Origin of the sequence: Xanthomonas floridensis (assembly GCF_001642575.1) — a bacterium.
In the GTDB taxonomy this organism is placed as follows: domain Bacteria; phylum Pseudomonadota; class Gammaproteobacteria; order Xanthomonadales; family Xanthomonadaceae; genus Xanthomonas; species Xanthomonas floridensis.
In genome coordinates this window covers 85,862-104,869 of sequence record NZ_LXNG01000056.1, presented here as the reverse complement: position 1 = coordinate 104,869, position 19,008 = coordinate 85,862, and the positions used below count along the sequence as shown (strand labels likewise).

The window sequence follows — 19,008 nt, the reverse complement described above, 5'->3', positions numbered from 1 at the left end:
CTATTGCTATGTCCAATCCGTTGCTAGTTCGTCGCGCCGCCGTGCTCGGTGCCGGCGTCATGGGCGCGCAGATCGCCGCGCACCTCACCAATGCCGGTGTCGACACCGTGCTGTTCGATCTGCCTGCCAAGGACGGTCCGGCCGACGGCGTCGTGCTCAAGGCCATTGCCAACCTCGGCAAGCTCAGCCCTGCCCCGCTCGCCAGCAAGGCGCTGGCCGAAGCGATCACTCCGGCCAACTATGAGACTGGCCTGGAGCAGCTGCGCGATTGCGATCTGATCATCGAGGCGATCGCCGAGCGGATGGACTGGAAGCAGGACCTGTACAAGAAGATCGCGCCGTTCGTCTCCGAGCATGCGGTGCTGGCCTCCAACACCTCCGGCCTGGGCATCAACAAGCTCTCCGACGTGCTGCCCGAGCAATTGCGCCACCGCTTCTGCGGCGTGCATTTCTTCAACCCGCCGCGCTACATGCACCTAGCCGAGCTGATTCCGGCCAAGGGCACCGACAAGGCCGTGCTGGAAGGCCTGGAAGCGTTCCTGGTGACCACGCTCGGCAAGGGCGTGGTGTACGCCAAGGACACCCCGAACTTCATCGGCAACCGCATCGGCGTGTTCTCGATCCTGTCCACCATCCATCACACCCAGGAATTCGGTCTGGGCTTCGATGAGGTGGACGGCCTGACCGGCCCGCTGGTCGGCCGCCCGAAGTCGGCGACTTATCGCACCTCCGATGTGGTCGGTCTGGACACCATGGCGCACGTGATCAAGACCATGGGCGACACCCTGCCGGACGACCCGTGGCACCAGTACTTCACCTCGCCCAAGTGGCTGGATGCGCTGATCGCCAAGGGCGCGCTGGGCCAGAAGGTCGGGGCCGGTATCTTCCGCAAGGTCGGCAAGGACATCGTGGTGCTGGACCTGGAAAAGCAGGATTACCGCGCCGCTGATCGCACCGCTGCGCCGGAAGTGATCGAGATCCTCAAGATCAAGAACCCGGCCGAAAAGTTCGCCAAGCTGCGTGAAAGCCAGCATCCGCAGGCGCAGTTCCTGTGGGCCACGTTCCGCGACCTGTTCCATTACAGCGCCTATCACCTGGCCGACATCGCCGAGACCGCGCGCGATGTGGACCTGGCGATCCGCTGGGGCTACGGCTGGTCGCTGGGCCCGTTCGAAACCTGGCAGGCCGCCGGCTGGAAGCAGGTGGCGCAGTGGATTGCCGAAGATATCTCCAACGGCAAGAGCATGAGCAGCGCGCCGCTGCCGAACTGGGTGTTCGATGGTCGCGATGGCGTGCACGGTGCCGAAGGCTCGTACAGTCCGGCACACGACGCCAAGCTGCCGCGCTCGGCGCTGCCTGTGTACAAGCGCCAGCGTTTCCCGGACCCGCTGCTGGGCGAGAAGTTCTCGCCGGGCGAGACCGTGTTCGAAAACGACGGCGTGCGCATGTGGCACGACGGCGATGACATCGCCGTGGTCAGCTTCAAGACCAAGATGAATACCGTCTCCGACCACGTGCTCAACGGTCTGCAGGAAGTCGTCGGCCGCGCCGAGAAGGACTTCGCCGGCCTGGTGATCTGGCAGCAGAAGGAGCCCTTCTCCGCCGGTGCCGATCTGGCTGGCGCGCTGGGTCTGCTGCAGGCCGGCAAGGTGGACGCATTCGAAGCGCTGGTCGCCAATTTCCAGGCCACCAGCCAGCGCATCAAGTATTCGCAGGTGCCGGTGATTTCGGCGGTGCGCGGCCTGGCACTGGGCGGTGGTTGCGAATTCCAGATGCACAGTGCAAAGACCGTGGCCTCGCTGGAGAGCTACATCGGCCTGGTCGAAGCCGGCGTCGGTCTGCTGCCGGCCGGTGGCGGCCTGAAGGAAATCGCGGCGCGGGCCTCGGTGACTGCAGGTCCGGGTGGCGATGTGTTCGCCGAACTGAAGAAGACCTTCGAAACCGTCGCAATGGCAAAGGTCTCCAACTCGGCGGTCAACGCCCAGGAGCTGGGTCTGCTGCGCACCACCGACAAGATCGTGTTCAACAGCTACGAGGCACTGCACATCGCCAAGGCCGAAGCGCGTGCGCTGGCCGAAGGCGGCTACCGCGCCCCGCTGCCGGCACGCCGCATCCAGGTCGCCGGCGATGTGGGTATCGCCACCTTCAAGATGCTGCTGGTCAACATGCTGGAAGGCCGCTTCATCAGCGAATACGACTACGAGATCGCCACCCGCATCGCCACGGTCGTCTGCGGCGGCGAAGTCGATCGTGGCGCGCTGGTGGACGAAGAATGGCTGCTCAAGCTGGAGCGCAAGCACTTCGTCGAACTGGCCCAGCAGGAAAAGACCCAGGCGCGGATTGGGCACATGCTCAAGACGGGTAAGCCGTTGAGGAACTGAGAATCGGGAGTGGGGAATCGGGAATGGGTAAAAGCCCAACCGACTCCCCGCTTCTCCCAATTATCTGCCGGGTGATGAAGATGGCGAACTCAGGCGAATCCGCACGTGCGATTCCCGATTCCCCACTCCCCATTCCCGGCTATCGGAGATAGCCAAATGAGCAAGCAGATTCAAGAAGCCTACATCGTCGCCGCCACCCGTACCCCGGTCGGCAAGGCGCCCAAGGGCGTGTTCCGCAATACCCGTCCCGACGACATGCTGGCGCACGTGTTGCGTGCAGTCGTGGCGCAGGCGCCGGGCATCGACCTGTCGCGCATCGACGACGCCATCATTGGCTGCGCGATGCCCGAGGGCGAGCAAGGCATGAACGTGGCGCGCATCGGCGTGCTGCTGGCGGGCCTGCCCAATACCGTGGCTGGCCAGACCATCAACCGCTTCTGCTCGTCCGGCATCCAGGCCGTGGCGATGGCGGCCGACCAGATCCGTCTGGGCAACGCCGACCTGATGCTGGCCGGCGGTACCGAGTCGATGTCGATGGTGCCGATGATGGGCAACAAGGTTGCGATGTCGCCGAGCGTGTTCGCCGACGACCACGTGGCCATTGCTTATGGCATGGGCATTACCGCCGAGAAGGTGGCCGAAGAATGGAAGGTCTCGCGCGAGGATCAGGATGCGTTTGCGCTGGCCTCGCACCAGAAGGCCATCGCCGCGATCGCCGCCGGCGAGTTCCGCGACGAGATCACCCCGTATGAGATCCATTCGCACCAGCCCGACCTGGCCGGCAACGTCATCGCCCTGCGCAAGCGCCTGGTCGACACCGACGAAGGCCCGCGTCCGGACAGCTCGCTGGAAGGCCTGGCCAAGCTGCGCCCGGTGTTCCGCAATGGGCAGTTCGGCGGCAGCGTCACCGCCGGCAACTCCTCGCAGATGAGCGATGGCGCCGGTGCCGTGCTGCTGGCCTCCGAGCAGGCGATCAAGGATTACGGCCTCACCCCGCTTGCGCGTTTTGTCAGCTTCTCGGTCGCGGGTGTGCGCCCGGAAGTGATGGGCATCGGCCCGATCGCGGCCATCCCCAAGGCGCTCAAGCAGGCCGGCCTGACCAAGGACCAGCTCGACTGGATCGAACTCAACGAAGCCTTCGCCGCACAAGCGTTGGCGGTGATCCGCGATAGCGAGCTGGATCCGTCCAAGGTCAATCCGCTGGGCGGCGCGATTGCACTGGGCCACCCACTGGGCGCCACCGGCGCGATCCGAGCCGCCACCCTGGTGCACGGCCTGCGCCGCCGCCAGCAGAAGTACGGCATGGTCACCATGTGCATCGGTACCGGCATGGGCGCGGCCGGCATCATCGAAGCACTGTAAGGCACTGAGCCCGGCATTGCGGGATCGGCGGTCGCGCCGCTCTCGTCCCGCCGATCAGCCGGTCAACGAAGGCGTGCGCAAGCACGCCTTCGTTCGCTCTGCATGCCACCGACGAACGCTCGCCTCGCGCAGCACCGACAAAAACCCTCCTGCGTTTCAACCCAGAGTGCCGATTGCACGCTGGCGATGGCTTATCAACCTACTGCCATTTCAGACGTCCACTCAGATCGCCTTGTCGCCATGAGAGCAGCAACCAAAACTCCCGCGCTCAGCGCCGGGCGGGCGCGGCCGGCACTCGGAGTCTTCGTGTACCACGCGTACACCTCCGGTTCCTCCGCGCCGTCAGCACCCACCTGACGATCGCTCGCCACGTTCTGCTAGCCCTTCTACGTTGTTGCGCTGACACGAGGAATGCCGGGGACACGCGACACACGGCCCGCCACCGCAAACCACTGCTACACGCAGCGTGACCTCGCGCTCTTGTCGCGAAGACACCAGTGGCGGCCGCCTAGCGGGCAACCAGCCATTGCCCGGCGCGTGCACCGGCAAACACCAATGCCAGCCCGGCCACCAGCGTTACCGCCAGATAGATGCCGATCATCGTGGTGCGCTCGCTGCGCGCAAAGACCAGGCATTCCATCATCAACGACGAGAACGTGGTCAGCCCGCCGACCACGCCGACAATCAGCAGCGAACGCAGTGGCCAGCTCGACGGGCCCCGCGCCTCCAGCCACACCAGCAGCACGCCAGCAACGAATGAGCCAACCAGGTTCACGGTCAAGGTTCCCCACGGAAACCCGGCGCCGAAGCGCTGCAGCAGCGATGCACCAATCGCAAAGCGCAGGCCGGAGCCGAGCGCACCGCCGGCCATCGCCAGCAGCAATTGCTGCCACCACACCGGGGCGTTCATGCGTGCGCTCCGCAACCGGCCGACGGGGTGTTTGAAACAGTGGCCTGCAGCATCGGCATCATCATCCTCGGTCGAAAAATGCAGTTGGAGCACGCAACTGCCGGCACGGCGTGGCAGTGACACGCATCAGCAGCGTACGCGTGCGCGCAGCTCAAGAAGCAAGGCCACCCCCGGCCCCAGCGATTATGCGGTGGGCTTGCGCGCCTTGTCAGCCCGCGCCTGTGCTCGCGCATCGCGCAAGCGGTCGAGCTTTTCCTTGAGCTTGATCTCCAGCCCGCGCGGCACCGGGTTGTAATAGACGTGCTCGCCCATTGCGTCCGGAAAGCCGGTCTGGTCCAGCGCGATACCGCCTTCGGCGTCATGGTCGTACTGGTAATCCTGGCCGTAGCCGAGCGTCTTCATCAGCTTGGTCGGCGCGTTGCGCAAGTGCAGTGGAACTTCCTGGGTACCGGTAGCGCGCACGTCCGCCTTGGCCTGATTGAAGGCGGCATAGCCGGCGTTCGATTTGGCGGTGCTGGCCAGGTACAGCACCAACTGTGCAAAGGCCAGCTCGCCTTCCGGACTGCCCAGACGCTCGTAGATGTCCCAGGCCTCCAGCGCCATGCTTTGCGCGCGAGGATCGGCCAGGCCGATGTCCTCGATCGCCATGCGGGTCAGCCGCCGCGCCAGATAGGCCGGATCGCATCCACCGTCGAGCATACGGGTGAGCCAGTACAGCGCCGCATCGGGATTGGAGCTGCGCACGGACTTGTGCAAGGCCGATATCTGGTCATAGAACTGCTCACCGTTCTTGTCGAAACGGCGGGTGCGATCGGCCAGTACCTGCAACAGGGTTTGCGGTGTGATCTCCCCACCCTCGCCCGCGGCAAGCTCGGCGGCGATCTCCAGCAGCGTCAATGCGCGGCGCACATCGCCGTCGGCGGCACTGGCGATCTCCAGCAAGGACGCGTCCGAAACCTGGATGCTTTCCTGCCCCAATCCGCGCTCAGGATCGTGCAAGGCGCGCTGCAGCGCTTCGACGATATCCTGCGGCGACACCGATTCCAGCACGTGCACGCGGCAGCGCGACAGCAACGCGGAGTTCAATTCGAACGAAGGATTCTCGGTAGTCGCGCCGACGAACAGGATGGTGCCGCGCTCGATATGCGGCAAAAACGCATCCTGTTGCGCCTTGTTGAAACGATGCACCTCATCGACAAACAACACCGTGCGCCGGCCGCTGGCGAACCGCTGCGCGGCTTCGGCCAGCACCTGGCGCACGTCGGGCAGCCCCGACAACACTGCGGAAATCGCCTTGAATTCGGCATCCGCGTAGTGCGCCAGCAGCAAAGCGAGCGTGGTCTTGCCGCATCCGGGCGGGCCCCACAGGATCATCGAATGCACGCGACCGGATTCCACCGCGCGACGCAGCGCGCTATCGGGCGTCAGCAGGCGTTTTTGCCCCACCATTTCGTCAAGCGTACGCGGACGCATACGCTCGGCCAACGGGCGCAGGTGATCGGCATCCACGCTGAGCAGATCGGCGGTGCTGTCGATGGAAGATCTGGATCGGGCCACGCCGCATTCTACCGTGCCGTTGCGTTAGCGCCCTGCAGCGGCACAGCATCGCTTGCTGCAGACGGCGGCCAAGCCAGGCGATGACGTGTGATCACCGGAGCAAGGAAACACGGCAGTGACTGAACCGAACAACGTCGCATGAGCACGACACCGGCGTTGCGGAAGGCGCCTCAGGCGGGGCTCGCAGGTACGGCTCATGCACGCGATGCTGAAACACCCTGCACGTCAGCACCGCAAGCCGCTCGCAAGCCACGGCGTGGCGACAGGACCTGGCCGCCGCCAACCACCTCAGGACCGGGACCAGCACAAAGCGAATGCGCGCCCCGCCAGGCGGCCACGGCCGGCGGTCGTAGTCGGCATGGACCACTCGCTCATGCCGGTTCCGAGCGCGTCGTCCACACCCGTCTGACGGCTGCGCGCGAGATGCTGTTCGCCGCTCTTATTGCGCGTCGCCCACCACATCCACGCCCTTGGCCGGCGTGTACCGGAAGGTGTCTGCGGCGAATGCAGGATTGCGCTTCCAGCCGCTGAAGCTGATGGCCGTGCGCTGCCCTACGGCATCGACCACCTCCATCTTCGCCAGGCCGTCCTTGCCGAATCCCAGCGAGGCCATCTGAAAGCTCGCCTCGGTGTCGACCTTGGGCGTCAGCGACAGCCACTGCAACCCATCGCGTGGTGCGGCCTCTTCACTGACGTCGTACTGCTTGTCCAGGCGCGCCGGGTCGATCAGGGCGACCAGCGGGCTGTTCTGCTCTTCGCTGCCCTGCGCACGTACGGTCACCTGCTCCAGATCCGGGTCGAACACCCAGACCTTCTTGCCGTCAGCCACAATCAGCTGCTTGTAGGGCTTGGCGTACTCCCAGCGAAACTGGCGTGGCGCCGACAACGCCACCCGTCCGCTGGAGCGTTCCTTGACCCGGCCGTTGGCATCGCTGACCTGCTGGCTGAACTGCCCGTCCAGGCCTTTCAGGCCACGGGTAAAGGTATCCAGCTCCTGACGCGCACCGGCAAAGGCGGTACTGGCGAACAGGGCGGTGGCAAGGACGGCATAACGGAGCTGGCGATGCATCGCGGTCTTCCAGAAAGGAGTACGCCAATTCTGAAGCTTCATAGATGAATGGGCGAGCGCCATCGCGTCCATGCGTTCATGTGAGGCGCGCGCCCGTGCTGCGCGCTCACTGCGCAGTCTGCACCTTGCTCAGGTCGCCATACACGATCTGACCGCGGAAGCCCCGCCGCACCTGCTGGTAGAGCTCGCGAAACGCGCGGTAATCCTGCGGCTGGCACAAGGCCTGCGGCCCCCGCACGGCAGCGCGCTGCAGCCGGTGGACGGCGGTGACGGTCTGCCCCTGCCGCGTCCATTCCACCGCATATTCGCCGGCCGCATTGCGGAACCGGCTGCTGCGCGGGATGGCGATGATAGGCACGGTGTCGGGCAAGGTCACCACGTAGGTTTCCTCGCGCACGCTGTCGTTGCAGTAGAACGGGGTCAGATTGTCTTCGGCCGAGGTGGTCGTATAGACCGCGCGCGTGGATTCGGCGCCAGGCATGTCCGGCAAGGTCATGCCGCCGACCACCGAAAAGTCCACTGCGTCACTGGCCTGGAAGCTGTAGCGATAGTTGAACGGCGTATCCAGATCCAGCGGATCGCCCTGGATCAGCAGATCGCCGGTGCCGACGAAGCCGGACTGGGCGATGATCGATTCCTCGATGCGGCTGCGGTTCTGCGCATTGAGCTGCACGAACATCGCCCGCAACCCCACTTCGCCGGTCTGCCCGCTATCCAGCGTGGTCAACCCCTGCAGCCCACCTTGCGGGGTGAAGCGGTATTCGGTCCGCGCAACGTAGCGATTGACCTTGCGGTCGTTCGGCGGCGTGTGGGTGAGCTTGCCGTCGCGTGTATGCACTACCGGCGCGCCCAGATCGCCGGCCGGTAGCTGGCCGAAGCGCGCATACGGGTTGGTGGAATCGACGTACAGATCGAAGGCCGGGATATAGGTGATGGCGTGATTGAAACGCCCCAGCACCGGGATCGCCGGCAATGTCGGCCCGCCCTCGGCACCGATCAGGACCGGCGTGCTGGCGATGCCCTTGGCCGCCAGTAACGCCTCCAGGATCACCGTATGGTCCTTGCAGTCGCCATAGTGGTTGGCCAGGATGCTGTCGGCGCTGTTGGGCTCCAGCCCGCCATTGCCCAGGTACACCGCCACGTAGCGGATATTGCGCGCCACCCATTCGTACAGGGCGGCCGCCTGTGCACGCGGCTCGTCGATGCCCTTGGTAACCTGATCGGCCAGTGCCTGGATCGCCGGGGTGACTGCTGCGGCGCGCCCGCCCTTGACGTGATACGCCAGGCCCATCTGTGACCAGCTATCGAAGGTGCTGGCCATCAAGGTGGGGCTGAACTCCCAGCTCGCCGCGCTCCAGTTCTGGTTCTTCATCGGCGCGGTGCGCTGGTACCGCCATTCCCAGCGCGCCTGATCACCGCGCACCACCGGCTTGGTACCGCCCTGCAGCCCCCGCACCGACAGATGCATCGGCAACGACTTCGGCGCCACCAGCGTAACTACCGCATCGTCGTACTGCGCAAAGACGCTGAAGGTCTCCCACAAGCTGAAATACCCAGGGAAATACGGGGTGTTCTGCGCCCGCCGCACCCGGTAGACGATGCGCGCCCCCGGGGCCAGGTTCGGGAACACCACCACCTTGACCTTGCGGTCGGCGTACATCGCCGCCGAGGCGCTGGAGTAGCTTTCCTGGGTATAGATCTTGTCGCTGGCCACGTCCTGGCGCAGGCCCTCGGCGGTGACGGTGTAGGCCTGAAGCACCTCGAGCGTTTCCATCTTCTCGCTATAGCTCAGGCGCACCTGGCTGAACTGCTCCACCGCCGATTTGGTCTTGAGCAGGATCTCGTATTCGTCGGTCTCCACGCTGCTGGCGTCGGCGCGCACCTCGTAGTCGGCGCGATAGCGCACGAAGCTGTAGTTGGTGTCAGCCTGGGCGCGAGCGGCCGCCGGGGCAGGCGTGGCCTGCTGCTGGGCCTGGGCCAGCAGCGGCGCGGAGAACAACAGCACGAGCAACAGCAAGGGACGATGCAGCATGGGTCTCGATCACGACAGGCCAAGGTGGCGCGTACTGCACAGGGTAGCCGTTGTGCCCGGCAATGACAGGCATGGACTTCCAACTCTGCCGCATCGCTGCGCATGCCCCTGCCGGCAACCCGGCGCGGGGGGCGTGCTGGCGGCACCCGGCGACGGGCGACGCGCTGAAGTGCTCCAGCACGCACTACGCACCACGCGACTGAAGCCTGCGGCCCGTACTCCCGCCACGTTCGTCCCGCCACACCCGCACCGGCGCCCCGCTGGGCGGCAGTGACCGCGCTACTTCGGCGGCGGCGGTGCCAGCACGCTGCGGTCGCCGTTGTGCTCGGGCGGGCTGACCACGCCGGCCGCCTCCATCGCTTCGATCAGGCGCGCGGCGCGGTTGTAGCCGATCTTCAAGCGGCGCTGCACGCCGGAGATCGAGGCGCGCCGGGTTTCGGTGACAATGCGCAACGCTTCGTCGTACAAGGGGTCGGACTCGTCGCCGCCACCGCCACTGCTTTCCGGCAGTCCGGTTGCGCCCACCACGGTGCCATCGCCCATGGTCTGCACTTCGTCCAGCACGCCTTCGACATAGGACACCGGCCCACTGGCCTTGAGGTGCTCGACCACCCGATGCACTTCTTCGTCGCTGACGAACGCACCATGCACGCGGTCCGGCAGCGCGGTGCCCGGCGGCAGATACAGCATGTCGCCGTTGCCCAGCAACGCTTCGGCACCGGACTGGTCCAGGATGGTGCGCGAGTCGATCTTGGAGCTGACCTGGAACGCGACGCGGGTGGGGATATTGGCCTTGATCAGGCCGGTGATCACATCCACCGACGGCCGCTGCGTGGCCAGGATCAGATGGATGCCGGCCGCACGCGCCTTCTGTGCCAGGCGTGCAATCAGTTCTTCGACCTTCTTGCCGACGATCATCATCATGTCGGCGAATTCGTCGATGAAGATCACGATGAACGGCAGCGTCTCCAGCGGCCGCGGCGCCTCACCCAGCTCGGGGTTGGGCTTGAACAACGGGTCCATCATCGGCTGGCCGGCGTCGATGGCGTCCTTGATCTTCTTGTTGAAGCCGGCCAGGTTGCGCACGCCCACCGCGCTCATCAGCTTGTAGCGGCGCTCCATCTCGGCCACGCACCAACGCAGGCCGTTGGCGGCCTCCTTCATGTCGGTGACCACCGGCGCCAGCAGATGCGGGATGCCCTGATAGACGCTCAATTCGAGCATCTTCGGGTCGATCATCAGCATGCGCAGTTCCTTGTGCGAGGCCTTGAACAGCAGGCTCAGTACCATCGCGTTGACCGCCACCGACTTGCCCGAGCCGGTGGTACCGGCCACCAGCAAGTGCGGCATGCGCGCCAGGTCGGCCACCGTCGGGCGCCCGGCGATGTCCTTGCCCAGGGCCAGGGTCAGCGGGCTGGCCGACTTGTCGTATTCCTTGGAGCGCAGCAGCTCGGACAGGAAGATCATCTCGCGGCTGACGTTGGGGATCTCCAGGCCGATCACCGACTTGCCCGGGATCACGTCGACCACGCGCACTGACTTGACCGACAGCCCGCGCGCGATGTCCTTGTCCAGCGAGCTGATCTGGCTGACCTTGATGCCCGGTGCCGGCTCGATCTCGAAGCGGGTGATCACCGGGCCCGGATAGGCCCCGACCACCTGCGCCTCGATGCGGAAATCCTTGAGCTTGAACTCGATCTGCCGCGACAGCGTCTCCAGCGTCTCTTCCGAATAGCCCTTGGCCTGCGGCTTGGGGTCGTCCAGCAGGGCCAGCGGCGGCAGGTCGGAGCCGTCGGTGCTCACGCCCTGGAACATCGGGATCTGGGTATCGCGCTTGGCGCGCTCGCTCTTTTCCACCACCGGTGCCGGCGGCGGCTCGATCTTGACCGGCTCGCGCTTGGCCTGCTTGACCGCATCGACCTTGCGCACCTCCTCGCGCTCTTCACGCATCACCCGGGTCTGCTGCCACTCGCTGGCCTGGTGGGTCTTGCGCTGCATCAGCGGCCCCAGCGCCAGCACCCACTTGCCGATCCGCTCCATCACCGCGAACCACGACAGCCCGGTGGCCAGCGTGATCGACACCAGCAACAACACCACCACGAACAGGTTGGCGCCCAGCGCGCCGAAGCCGGAGCTGAGCGAGCCGCTGACCAGCTTGCCGAGAATGCCGCCGGCCTCCGCCACCTCGCCCTGGAACAGGCGCAGATGCAGGAACCCGGTCGACGAGATCAGAAAGCCGACCATGCCAACCAACCGCAGCGCCGGCCCGAGATCGCTCTGGCTCTGCTCCTCGCGCTCGCCGATCAGCGCGATCCAGGCCACCGCCCCCAGGATCACCGGCAACAGGAAGGCCACGTAGCCAAATAACTGCAGCAACACGTCAGCGGCCATGGCACCGAACCGGCCGCCCATGTTGTGGATCGGCGCGACCAGGTTGCCGGTGCGCGACCACCCTGGATCGGTGGCCGAATAGGTGAACAGGCTGGCCAGCAGATACAGCAGCAGCGGCGCCACTGCGATCAATGCCAGATCACGCCACAGCTTCTGTCGGCGCGGATTGTCCGCCACCGCCGTCTTGCGCGACGACGCCCTGCCCTCTGCGGGCTTGCTGCTGCGTTCGGGAACCTGCTTTGCCACCTGTAGCCAGACCTTAGAAAAATGCTGTTAGTGGTTGATAATAAACGACTGCGGCTGCGGTTACAGTAGCCGAGCAAGCGCCGGCTGTCGCGGCACGCGGCAATCAACGAAAAACGCCGCACAAGGCGGCGTCGGACATGCAACGTGGGTGGACCATGCCATCTGCGGTTCAAGCAGTTCCATCGCGCCGCCTTGATTCACCGGGTGGGGACCGCCACTCTATGCCGCCACGGGGGCGCCATTTTTGCCGGCGCCATCCCACCAATTCCTAGATCGCGAGTATACATGAGCGCCTCTTCCTCCAGTCCCGCCAAGCATTCCCGCCTGCTGATCCTGGGCTCCGGCCCGGCCGGCTGGACCGCCGCGGTCTATGCCGCACGCGCCAACCTCAAGCCGGTGGTCATCACCGGCCTGCAGCAGGGCGGCCAGCTGATGACCACCACCGAGGTGGACAATTGGCCGGGCGACCCCCACGGCCTGATGGGCCCGGACCTGATGAATCGCATGCAGGCGCACGCCGAGCGCTTCGACACCGAAGTCATCTTCGACCACATCCATACCGCCGACCTGTCGCAGCGCCCGTTCCGGCTGACCGGCGATGGCGCCGAGTACACCTGCGACGCGCTGATCATCGCCACCGGTGCCACCGCCAAGTACCTTGGCATTCCCACCGAAGAAGCTTTCAAGGGGCGCGGCGTTTCTGCCTGCGCCACCTGCGACGGATTTTTCTACAAGGACCAGGACGTGGTGGTGGTCGGTGGCGGCAACACCGCGGTCGAAGAAGCGCTGTACCTGTCCAACATCGCGCGCAAGGTCTACCTGGTGCACCGCCGCGACACCCTGCGTGCGGAAAAGATCATGCAGGACAAACTGTTCGCCAAGGTCGCCGCCGGCAAGATCGAAACCGTCTGGCACCACGCAGTGGACGAAGTGCTGGGCAACGATGCAGGCGTGACCGGCGTGCGGGTCAAGTCCACCCTCGACGGCAGCACCCGCGACATCGACGCGCACGGTTTCTTCGTCGCCATCGGCCACCACCCCAACACCCAGTTGTTCGACGGCCAGCTGGCGATGAACAACGGCTACCTGGAAATCCGCTCCGGCCTGAACGGCGCAGCGACCGAAACCTCGGTGGCCGGCGTCTTCGCAGCCGGCGACGTGGCCGACCAGCACTACCGCCAGGCCATCACCTCGGCCGGCTTCGGCTGCATGGCGGCGCTGGATGCCGAGCGTTACCTCGACAAGAGCGCCTGAGATGGCGCCTGATTGCCGGCCGCGCCGCGCGGACGGCAGCGCCAACGGGCCGCGCGCATGAGCGTGACGGCCCGCTGGTACCGCCAGCTAGGTGAACTTCCGGCTGGCGCCTGGGATGCGCTGCACGATGGCACGCATCCTTTTGTCAGCTACGCATTTCTGCAAGGCCTCGAACGCGAGGGTTGCCTGCGCCCGGACTGGGGCTGGAACCCGCTGCATCTGACCCTGTGGGAGGGCGACACGCTGATCGCCGCCGCGCCGGGCTACCTGAAGAACAATTCGCACGGCGAATTCGTGTTCGACCACGCCTGGGCGCATGCGTACGCGCGTTACGGGCAGGAGTATTTCCCCAAGTGGCTGTGCGGGGTGCCCTACTCGCCGGTGACCGGCCCGCGCCTGCTGGGCGCACCCAAGGGGCGGCCGCACCTGCTGGAAGCGATGCGCGAGCTGGTCGAGCGCAGCGGCCTGTCGTCGGCGCATGTGAATTTCCACCGGGCAGACGAAGACACCGCCTTTGACTGCGACTGGCTGGAACGCAACGACCTGCAGTACCACTGGCACAACAGCGCCGGCTGGACGGACTTCGAGGCATTCCTCGGCGCCATGGACCACAAGCGGCGCAAGAACATCCGCCAGGAGCGGACCAAGGTGCAGCGCGCCGGTATCCGCATGCGCGTGGTCCACGGCCACGACGCCAGCCAGGACGATCTGGCCGCGATGTATGGCTTCTATCTGAAGACCTTCAACGAGTACGGCAATTCACCCGCACTCACGCCGCAGTTTTTGCAGCACCTGGCAACGGCCATGCCGCGCCAGCTGGTGATGTTCCTGGCCGATCTCGACGGCCGCCCGATCGCCGGCGCGCTGTGCCTGCGCGGCCACGACACCTTGTACGGGCGTTATTGGGGCGGCGACGCCCTGCCCGGCCTGCACTTTGAAACCTGCTACTACCAGGGCCTGGAATACTGCCTGCGCGAAGGCCTGACCCGCTTCGAGCCCGGCGCGCAAGGCCAGCACAAGATTGCGCGCGGCTTCCTGCCGACGCTGGTACGCAGCCGCCACTGGATCGCCGACCCCGGCTTTCGCGAGCCGCTGGCGCAATGGTGCGCGGACGAGCGCGTGGCGGTTGCCCACCATGCCCTCGAACTGGCCGAGCACAGTCCGTTCCGCGACTGAGCCAGTGCGCCGACCCCAGCGGGCAATCCGCTGATCCATCCGCCCGAGGTGGGCGCAAGGCGGGTTAAGAGCGGCCAGCAAAGCTGCTGCGCAGCCACCAGGCGGGCGTCACCGATGTTCGGACGCGGCATGCACCAGGCGCAAACTCAGGGGCTGAGCGCGTCATCCACCCTCACCCGACGACTGCTCGCCAGGTTCTGGTTGCCGCTCTAAACTCGCCGGATGTCGCGCGCCCTTCCCTTCCTGCTTTCCGACGATCCCATCGCGCCGTTTCCGCCTGCCGAGCAGGCATTGCGCGAACCGGATGGCCTGCTGGCGATCGGCGGCGACCTGTCGGTGCCGCGCCTGCTCAATGCCTATGCGCATGGCGTGTTCCCGTGGTTCTCCGATGGCCAGCCGCTGCTGTGGTGGAGCCCGGACCCGCGCATGGTGTTCCGCACCGACGGCGTGCGCCTGTCCTCGCGTTTCAGGCGTCAACTGCGCACCAGCACCTGGACCGTGCGCGCCGATACGGCGTTCGAACACGTCATCGCGGCCTGTGCCGCGATTCCGCGCACAGGCCAGGATGGCACCTGGATCACCCGCCCCATGCAGCAGGCGTACATCGGGCTGCACCACCTCGGCCATGCGCATTCGATGGAGGTCTTCGACGGCGCACATTTGGTAGGCGGCATCTACGGGGTGGCGATCGGCCGGATGTTCTTCGGCGAAAGCATGTTCAGTGCGCGTAGTGGCGGCTCCAAGGTGGCGCTAGCCGCCCTGGTTGCCGACCTGCATGCGCGCGGATGGCCGCTGCTCGATGCGCAGGTGGAGAATCCCCACCTGCTGAGCCTGGGGGCAGAACGGCTGCCGCGGACTGACTTTCTGCAGCACGTAAAGCAGCAGGTGGCGCAGCCGGAGCCGGCAGGCAGCTGGTCCGCGCGCTACGGCGAGCGGCTGGCGCGCGAGTTGTGTGAGGCTCGCTTAACATAAAATTTGCACCACGGGGAGATGGGGCGTAAAATGCCGTCCCTTACGGCCCTGTCGGGCCAGCCGTGATTGCACAGGATTACATGTCGAAAGACGACTCCATTGAATTCGAAGGCAGCGTCAGCGAGACGCTCCCCAACACCACGTTCCGGGTCAAGCTGGAAAACGGGCACGAGATCATCGCCCACATCTCCGGCCGCATGCGCAAGAACTACATCCGCATCCTGACCGGCGACCGGGTCAAGGTCGAGATGACGCCGTACGACCTCACCAAGGGCCGTATTACCTACCGCATGAAGTAAGCGGTTTTGGTGCTGAGACGCGAGGCGGCCGATGGCCGCTTTTTGTCGTGCCTGTAATTCGGAGCTTCGCATCGACTGCGGGACTTAAAGTTTTGCTGGTCACCTCGTGAGCGGTAGAGCGTCGGTAGGCAGCAGTGTGCCGTGCAGCTCCGAGGAGGGGCCGAATCGATGTCGGCGAGCGCGCAGAATGGCAAGCCGCCGCTGCGACGCCAGTGACAGGGCGCTCCCTACACCTGCCGACATCCAGGTCGCCGCACGTCCAACCCGCCGACACAAGATCGGGGCGCATTGCACGTCAGAGAGGCGCCCGGACTTTTCAGATAAGACCCCAAGCTTTGGCCGCTGATGGTTGCTACACAGATCAACAGGCACAAAAAAGCCGCTCACAAGAGCGGCTTTTTATTGATCAGGGTTGCGATCAGTCGACCGTGGCAGGTAGCAAGCGCTCCGGCTCCGGATGCGCCTCCACCACCAGCTCGCCATCCTTGACGTCGATGTTGACGCGACCGCCTTCCACCAGCTTGCCGAACAGCAGCTCGTCGGCGAGCGGGCGCTTGATCTTCTCCTGGATCACGCGCGACATCGGGCGTGCGCCCATCAGCGGATCGAAGCCATGCTGGGCCAGCCAGTCGCGGGCGGTCGGGGTGGCCGACAGCGAGACATGCTTTTCCTGCAGCAGCATTTCCAGCTCGATGATGAACTTGTCCACCACGCGCAGGATGTGGTCGAAGCCCAGCGGCTGGAACTGCACGATGGCATCCAGGCGGTTACGGAACTCCGGGGTGAACCCGCGACGGATCGACTCCATCGCATCGGTGGAATGATCCTGCTTGGTGAAGCCGATCGACCGCCGCGACGCCTGGGTGGCACCGGCATTGGTGGTCATCACCAGGATCACGTTCTTGAAGTTCGCCTCGCGCCCGTTGGTGTCGGTCAGGATGCCGCGGTCCATGACCTGCAACAGGATGTTGAAGATGTCCGGATGCGCCTTTTCTACCTCGTCTAGCAGCAGCACGCAGTGCGGCGTCTTGACGATCTTCTCGGTCAGCAGGCCACCCTGATCGAAACCCACATAGCCCGGAGGCGCGCCGATCAGGCGGCTGATCGAATGCGCCTCCATGTATTCGGACATGTCGAAGCGCACCAGCTCGATCCCCAACTGCAGCGCAAGCTGCTTGGTGACCTCGGTCTTGCCCACGCCGGTCGGGCCGGCGAACAGGAAGTTGCCGATCGGCTTTTCCGGGTTGGCCAGGCCGGAGCGTGCCAGCTTGATGGAGCCGGCTAGTGTCTCGATCGCCGGGTTCTGCCCGAAGATCACCATCTTGAGATTGCGTTCCAGATGCTGTAGCACGTCCTTGTCGGTCGCGCTGACCTGCTTGGCCGGAATGCGCGCCATCTTGGCGACGATGGTTTCGATTTCCTCGATGTCGATCAGTTCCTTGCGCACGCCGTCGGGCAGCAAACGCTGACGCGCGCCGGCCTCGTCCATCACATCGATGGCCTTGTCCGGCAACAGGCGGTCGCCAATGTGCTTGACTGACAGATCCACCGCCGCCTGCAGCGCATCGTCGGCATAGGTCACGCCGTGGTGCGCTTCATACTTGGGCTTGAGGCCCTGCAGGATCTCGAAGGTCTCGCCGACAGTCGGTTCGACGATGTCGATCTTCTGGAAGCGGCGCGCCAGGGCGCGGTCCTTTTCGAAGATGCCGCGGTATTCCTGGAAGGTGGTCGAGCCAATGCAGCGCAGCTCGCCCGAGGACAGTGCCGGCTTGATCAGATTGGACGCATCCATGGTGCCGCCAGACGCAGAACCCGCACCGATGATGGTGTGGATCTCATCGATAAACAGCACCGCGTTGGGCACTTTCTTCAGAGCCGCAAGGACTCCCTTGAGCCGCTTTTCGAAGTCGCCACGGTATTTGGTGCCGGCCACGAGCGCGCCCAGGTCGAGCGAGAAGATCACCGCATCGGCCAGCACTTCCGGCACGTCGTTGTCGACGATGCGCTTGGCCAGGCCCTCGGCGATTGCGGTCTTGCCCACGCCGGCCTCGCCCACGTACAGCGGGTTGTTCTTGCGGCGGCGGCACAGCACCTGGATGGTGCGCTCGATTTCGTCGGCACGCCCCACCAGCGGGTCGATCTTGCCGTTGCGCGCCTGCTCGTTGAGGTTGGTGGCGTACTCGGCCAGCGCATCGCCCTTGCCTTCACCCTCCCCACCCTCGCTCTTGGGCTCGCCGTCGGACGCGGAGGGCTGCTCGCCGTCTTCGCCCAGCTTGGCGATGCCATGGGACAGGTAGTTGACGATATCCAGCCGGGTGATGTCCTGCTGGTTCAGGAAATAGACCGCGTGCGAGTCCTTCTCGCCGAAGATGGCGACCAGCACGTTGGCGCCGGTGACTTCCTTCTTGCCAGAGGACTGCACGTGGTAGACCGCGCGCTGCAGCACGCGCTGGAAGCCCAGGGTCGGCTGGGTGTCGCGGCCGTCGTCTTCGGCCAGACGCGACACCGAGGCCTCAATGGCCTGTTCCAGGTCGTTGTGCAGGCGCAGCTGATCCGCACCGCAGGCCTTGAGCACGGCCTGTGCGGAGGGATTGTCCAGCAGCGAGAGCAGCAGGTGCTCGACGGTCATGAACTCATGACGCGCCTCGCGTGCTCGCTTGTAGCACTGGCCGATGGTTTGCTCTAGGTCTTTGCTGAACATTGGTAACTCCGAACGGCTGTTGCCAACAATATGCGGCTTTTGTCGGGATTTTCCACAACCCTATCGAATAGGTATGTTCAGACGGCGTTAGCACGCGATTGCAGTCACACTGTTGCGCTGCTGGAATGATCCAATAACGGTGTCAGCTCTGTTCCATCGTGCACAGCAGCGGATGCTGGTTCATGCGCGAAAACTCGTTGACCTGCGCAACCTTGGACTCGGCGACTTCGCGGCTGTAGACCCCGCAAACGCCGCGCCCGCGGGTGTGGACGTGCAACATGACCTGGGTGGCGCGCTCCAGATCCAGGTTGAAAAACTGCTGCAGGACGGTCACCACGAAGTCCATCGGGGTGTAGTCGTCGTTCAGTAGCAACACCTGGTAGCGCGGCGGTGGCGCTACCTCAGGCTTGCTGGCTTCGACCGTGAGGCCGTGATCGTGTTCGTGGGAGGTCTTCCGAGGCATCCGGTCATTATACGGTTCATCGCCGCGCGCATTGGACGATTTGCGCCGCGGCCCGCACAATTTGTCTCTGATTCCATGGCTTGCCCTTGATGACCGATTCCCTGACCGCGCCGGCCCTGGCGCCGTCGACGACCGCCGACACGCGTCGCTGCACGCCTCGCCCCGCCCTGCGCCGCCCGTCCGGCTGCCGTCCTG

The 19,008-nt window shown here is 65.2% G+C and carries 13 protein-coding genes and 2 other RNA genes; 8 read left to right on the top strand and 7 right to left on the bottom strand.

What is annotated here, in order from left to right:
- The first annotated feature begins 8 nt into the window (after positions 1 to 8).
- The 3 genes from A7D17_RS20705 (at position 9) to A7D17_RS20695 (ending at position 4,126) form a co-directional block, all read left to right on the top strand.
- A complete protein-coding gene (locus A7D17_RS20705) occupies positions 9 to 2,381 on the top strand; it encodes a 3-hydroxyacyl-CoA dehydrogenase/enoyl-CoA hydratase family protein (RefSeq protein ID WP_064510831.1) in 2,373 nt (790 codons plus the stop codon).
- Positions 2,382 to 2,537: 156 nt separating this feature from the next.
- Positions 2,538 to 3,743, top strand: a complete 1,206-nt coding sequence (locus A7D17_RS20700; protein ID WP_011037142.1) for an acetyl-CoA C-acyltransferase — start codon at positions 2,538 to 2,540, stop codon at positions 3,741 to 3,743.
- A gap of 306 nt (positions 3,744 to 4,049) precedes the next feature.
- Positions 4,050 to 4,126: non-coding RNA, sX9 sRNA (locus tag A7D17_RS20695), on the top strand.
- 125 nt (positions 4,127 to 4,251) lie between these two features.
- Here the strand turns inward: A7D17_RS20695 and crcB are convergent.
- Together crcB and A7D17_RS20685 are read right to left on the bottom strand one after the other, a co-directional pair.
- Complete coding sequence (crcB, locus tag A7D17_RS20690; protein ID WP_064510830.1) at positions 4,252 to 4,653, bottom strand: fluoride efflux transporter CrcB; 402 nt, start codon at positions 4,651 to 4,653, stop codon at positions 4,252 to 4,254.
- A 183-nt stretch (positions 4,654 to 4,836) separates the two neighbouring features.
- Positions 4,837 to 6,126 carry a replication-associated recombination protein A gene (locus A7D17_RS20685; protein WP_425479650.1) on the bottom strand — a complete coding sequence of 430 codons (1,290 nt, stop codon included), beginning with the start codon at positions 6,124 to 6,126 and terminating at the stop codon, positions 4,837 to 4,839.
- 442 nt (positions 6,127 to 6,568) lie between these two features.
- On the opposite strand from A7D17_RS20685, the gene A7D17_RS20680 reads away from it, so the two are divergent.
- Positions 6,569 to 6,645: non-coding RNA, sX9 sRNA (locus A7D17_RS20680), on the top strand.
- A gap of 4 nt (positions 6,646 to 6,649) precedes the next feature.
- On the opposite strand, the gene lolA is transcribed toward A7D17_RS20680, so the two are convergent.
- The 3 genes from lolA to A7D17_RS20665 all read right to left on the bottom strand — a co-directional run bounded on the left by lolA (position 6,650) and on the right by A7D17_RS20665 (position 11,948).
- Complete coding sequence (lolA, locus tag A7D17_RS20675) at positions 6,650 to 7,321, bottom strand: outer membrane lipoprotein periplasmic chaperone LolA (RefSeq protein WP_064510828.1); 672 nt, start codon at positions 7,319 to 7,321, stop codon at positions 6,650 to 6,652.
- 64 nt (positions 7,322 to 7,385) lie between these two features.
- Positions 7,386 to 9,311, bottom strand: coding sequence for a DUF3857 domain-containing transglutaminase family protein (locus A7D17_RS20670; protein ID WP_064510827.1), 1,926 nt, complete (start codon positions 9,309 to 9,311; stop codon positions 7,386 to 7,388).
- Between the two features lie 279 nt (positions 9,312 to 9,590).
- A complete protein-coding gene (locus A7D17_RS20665) occupies positions 9,591 to 11,948 on the bottom strand; it encodes a DNA translocase FtsK (RefSeq protein ID WP_064510826.1) in 2,358 nt (785 codons plus the stop codon).
- A gap of 285 nt (positions 11,949 to 12,233) precedes the next feature.
- On the opposite strand from A7D17_RS20665, the gene trxB reads away from it, so the two are divergent.
- The 4 genes from trxB (at position 12,234) to infA (ending at position 15,649) form a co-directional block, all read left to right on the top strand.
- On the top strand, positions 12,234 to 13,202 hold the full coding sequence (gene trxB, locus A7D17_RS20660) for a thioredoxin-disulfide reductase (RefSeq protein ID WP_064510825.1): 969 nt from the start codon (positions 12,234 to 12,236) through the stop codon (positions 13,200 to 13,202).
- Between the two features lie 57 nt (positions 13,203 to 13,259).
- Positions 13,260 to 14,378, top strand: a complete 1,119-nt coding sequence (locus A7D17_RS20655; protein ID WP_064510824.1) for a GNAT family N-acetyltransferase — start codon at positions 13,260 to 13,262, stop codon at positions 14,376 to 14,378.
- A 222-nt stretch (positions 14,379 to 14,600) separates the two neighbouring features.
- Positions 14,601 to 15,350, top strand: coding sequence for a leucyl/phenylalanyl-tRNA--protein transferase (aat, locus tag A7D17_RS20650; protein ID WP_064510823.1), 750 nt, complete (start codon positions 14,601 to 14,603; stop codon positions 15,348 to 15,350).
- An 80-nt stretch (positions 15,351 to 15,430) separates the two neighbouring features.
- Positions 15,431 to 15,649: a translation initiation factor IF-1 gene (gene infA, locus A7D17_RS20645; protein WP_002813418.1), complete on the top strand. Its 219-nt coding sequence runs from the start codon at positions 15,431 to 15,433 to the stop codon at positions 15,647 to 15,649.
- Between the two features lie 418 nt (positions 15,650 to 16,067).
- Here infA and clpA read toward each other — a convergent pair whose 3' ends face one another.
- Together clpA and clpS are read right to left on the bottom strand one after the other, a co-directional pair.
- Positions 16,068 to 18,350 carry an ATP-dependent Clp protease ATP-binding subunit ClpA gene (gene clpA, locus A7D17_RS20640; protein WP_064510822.1) on the bottom strand — a complete coding sequence of 761 codons (2,283 nt, stop codon included), beginning with the start codon at positions 18,348 to 18,350 and terminating at the stop codon, positions 16,068 to 16,070.
- A 142-nt stretch (positions 18,351 to 18,492) separates the two neighbouring features.
- Positions 18,493 to 18,813 (bottom strand): ATP-dependent Clp protease adapter ClpS, encoded by a 321-nt coding sequence (gene clpS / locus A7D17_RS20635; RefSeq protein WP_029219836.1) that lies wholly within the window; start codon positions 18,811 to 18,813, stop codon positions 18,493 to 18,495.
- Positions 18,814 to 19,008: the final 195 nt, after the last annotated feature.